The organism is Lactiplantibacillus paraxiangfangensis (assembly GCF_036246185.1).
GTDB lineage: Bacteria > Bacillota > Bacilli > Lactobacillales > Lactobacillaceae > Lactiplantibacillus > Lactiplantibacillus paraxiangfangensis.
In genome coordinates, this window is the sequence record NZ_BTPW01000054.1 from 2075 (window position 1) to 5318 (window position 3244).

Genomic DNA, 3244 nt, shown 5'->3' on the forward strand with positions numbered 1-3244 from the left:
CAAACTTGTTCTTTGAAAACTAGATAATATCAAATATATTTTTTCATAATGAAACCGAGAACACCGCGTTTTTTGAGTTTTTTAAAAGAAGTTTAATCGCTAAACTCAATTAATCGTATTTCCGTTAGGAAATAAGGTTAAGTTAACAAGGGCGCATGGTGAATGCCTTGGCACTAGGAGCCGATGAAGGACGGGACTAACACCGATATGCTTCGGGGAGCTGTACGTAAGCTATGATCCGGAGATTTCCGAATGGGGAAACCCAGCAGTTTTAATCAACTGTTATCACTAGATGAATTCATAGTCTAGTTGAAGGTAAACGCTGTGAACTGAAACATCTCATTAGCAGCAGGAAAATAAAGAAATTTCGATTCCCTAAGTAGCGGCGAGCGAACGGGGAACAGCCCAAACCAGAGTGCTTGCACTCTGGGGTTGTAGGACTGAACATTTGAGTTACCAAAGAGTTTGATAGTCGAAGGATTTGGGAAAATCCGCCATAGATGGTGATAGCCCAGTAGATTAAATCAAGCTCCCTCAGTTCAGTATCCTGAGTACGGCGGAACACGTGAAATTCCGTCGGAATCCGGGAGGACCATCTCCCAAGGCTAAATACTACCTAGTGACCGATAGTGAACCAGTACCGTGAGGGAAAGGTGAAAAGCACCCCGGAAGGGGAGTGAAATAGTTCCTGAAACCATGTGCCTACAATAAGTCAGAGCGCGTTAATGCGTGATGGCGTGCCTTTTGTAGAATGAACCGGCGAGTTACGATCCCGTGCAAGGTTAAGACTTAAAAGTCGGAGCCGTAGCGAAAGCGAGTCTGAAATGGGCGTTTTTAGTACGAGGTTGTAGACCCGAAACCAGGTGACCTATCCATGTCCAGGTTGAAGGTGCGGTAAAACGCACTGGAGGACCGAACCCGTGTAAGTTGAAAATTGCTGGGATGAGGTGTGGATAGCGGTGAAATTCCAAACGAACTTGGAGATAGCTGGTTCTCTCCGAAATAGCTTTAGGGCTAGCCTCGGATTAAGGATCATGGAGGTAGAGCACTATTTGGACTAGGGGCCCGTCTTGGGTTACTGAATTCAGATAAACTCCGAATGCCATTGATTCATATCCGGGAGTCAGACGATGAGTGATAAGATCCACCGTCGAAAGGGGAACAGCCCAGACCACCAGTTAAGGTCCCTAAATGTATGCTAAGTGGAAAAGGATGTGGAGTTGCATAGACAACTAGGATGTTGGCTCAGAAGCAGCCACCATTTAAAGAGTGCGTAATAGCTCACTAGTCGAGTGATCCTGCGCCGAAAATGTACCGGGGCTAAGCATACTACCGAAACCGTGGATGCGACCATTAGGTCGCGTGATAGGAGAGCGTTCTAAGGGCGGTGAAGCAAGATCGTAAGGACTTGTGGAGCGCTTAGAAGTGAGAATGCCGGTATGAGTAGCGAAAGATAGGTGAGAATCCTATCCACCGAATGACTAAGGTTTCCTGGGGAAGGCTCGTCCTCCCAGGGTTAGTCGGGACCTAAGTCGAGGCCGAGAGGCGTAGACGATGGATAACAGGTTGAGATTCCTGTACTAGTTAAATGCGTTTGAACGATGGAGGGACGCAGTAGGCTAAGATGTGCATTCTGTTGGATTAGAATGTCCAAACAACAAGTCTTGTGAAGAGTCAAATGCTTTTCACTTTAAGGACAAGTTGCGATGGGGAGCGAAATTTAGTAGCGAAGCGTCTGATGTCACACTGCCGAGAAAAGCTTCTAGTGAGTATTTAACTACCCGTACCGCAAACCAACACAGGTAGTCGAGGAGAGAATCCTAAGGTGAGCGAGTGAACTCTCGTTAAGGAACTCGGCAAAATGACCCCGTAACTTCGGGAGAAGGGGTGCTAATCGCAAGATTAGCCGCAGTGAATAGGCCCAGGCGACTGTTTATCAAAAACACAGGTCTCTGCAAAATCGTAAGATGACGTATAGGGGCTGACGCCTGCCCGGTGCTGGAAGGTTAAAAGGATGGGTTAGCTTCGGCGAAGCTCAGAATTGAAGCCCCAGTAAACGGCGGCCGTAACTATAACGGTCCTAAGGTAGCGAAATTCCTTGTCGGGTAAGTTCCGACCCGCACGAAAGGCGTAACGATCTGGGCACTGTCTCAACGAGAGACTCGGTGAAATTATATTGTCCGTGAAGATGCGGACTACCCGCGACAGGACGGAAAGACCCCATGGAGCTTTACTGTAGCTTGATATTGAGTGTTTGTACAGCTTGTACAGGATAGGTAGGAGCCATAGAAACCGGAACGCTAGTTTCGGTGGAGGCGTTGGTGGGATACTACCCTCGCTGTATGACCACTCTAACCCGCACCACTTAGCGTGGTGGGAGACAGTGTCAGGTGGGCAGTTTGACTGGGGCGGTCGCCTCCTAAAAAGTAACGGAGGCGCCCAAAGGTTCCCTCAGAATGGTTGGAAATCATTCGCAGAGTGTAAAGGCACAAGGGAGCTTGACTGCGAGACAGACAGGTCGAGCAGGGACGAAAGTCGGGCTTAGTGATCCGGTGGTACCGTATGGAAGGGCCATCGCTCAACGGATAAAAGCTACCCTGGGGATAACAGGCTTATCTCCCCCAAGAGTCCACATCGACGGGGAGGTTTGGCACCTCGATGTCGGCTCATCGCATCCTGGGGCTGTAGTCGGTCCCAAGGGTTGGGCTGTTCGCCCATTAAAGCGGTACGCGAGCTGGGTTCAGAACGTCGTGAGACAGTTCGGTCCCTATCCGTCGCGGGCGTAGGAAATTTGAGAGGATCTGTCCTTAGTACGAGAGGACCGGGATGGACATACCTCTGGTGTACCAGTTGTGCCGCCAGGCGCATCGCTGGGTAGCTACGTATGGATCTGATAAACGCTGAAAGCATCTAAGTGTGAAACAGACCTCGAGATGAGATTTCCCATTCCTTTATGGAAGTAAGACCCCTGAAAGATGATCAGGTAGATAGGTTAGAAGTGGCAGTGCGGTGACGCATGAAGCGGACTAATACTAATCGGTCGAGGACTTAACCAAGTAATTGGTGTTCAGGTTCATGTGAAGTATATTTGATATTAGCTAGTTTTGAGGGCACAAGTTCTCAGTAGTGTGGCGACGATGGCGAGAAGGATACACCTGTTCCCATGTCGAACACAGAAGTTAAGCTTCTTAGCGCCGAGAGTAGTTGGGGGATCGCTCCCTGCGAGGGTAGGACGTTGCCATGC

2 rRNA genes are annotated in these 3244 nt (G+C 49.1%); both read left to right on the forward strand.

The window, feature by feature from the left end:
- Window positions 1-135 precede the first annotated feature (135 nt).
- Window positions 136-3056 (forward strand): 23S ribosomal RNA (locus tag AAA939_RS15120).
- 71 nt (window positions 3057-3127) lie between these two features.
- Window positions 3128-3244: ribosomal RNA gene (rrf, locus tag AAA939_RS15125) — 5S ribosomal RNA — on the forward strand.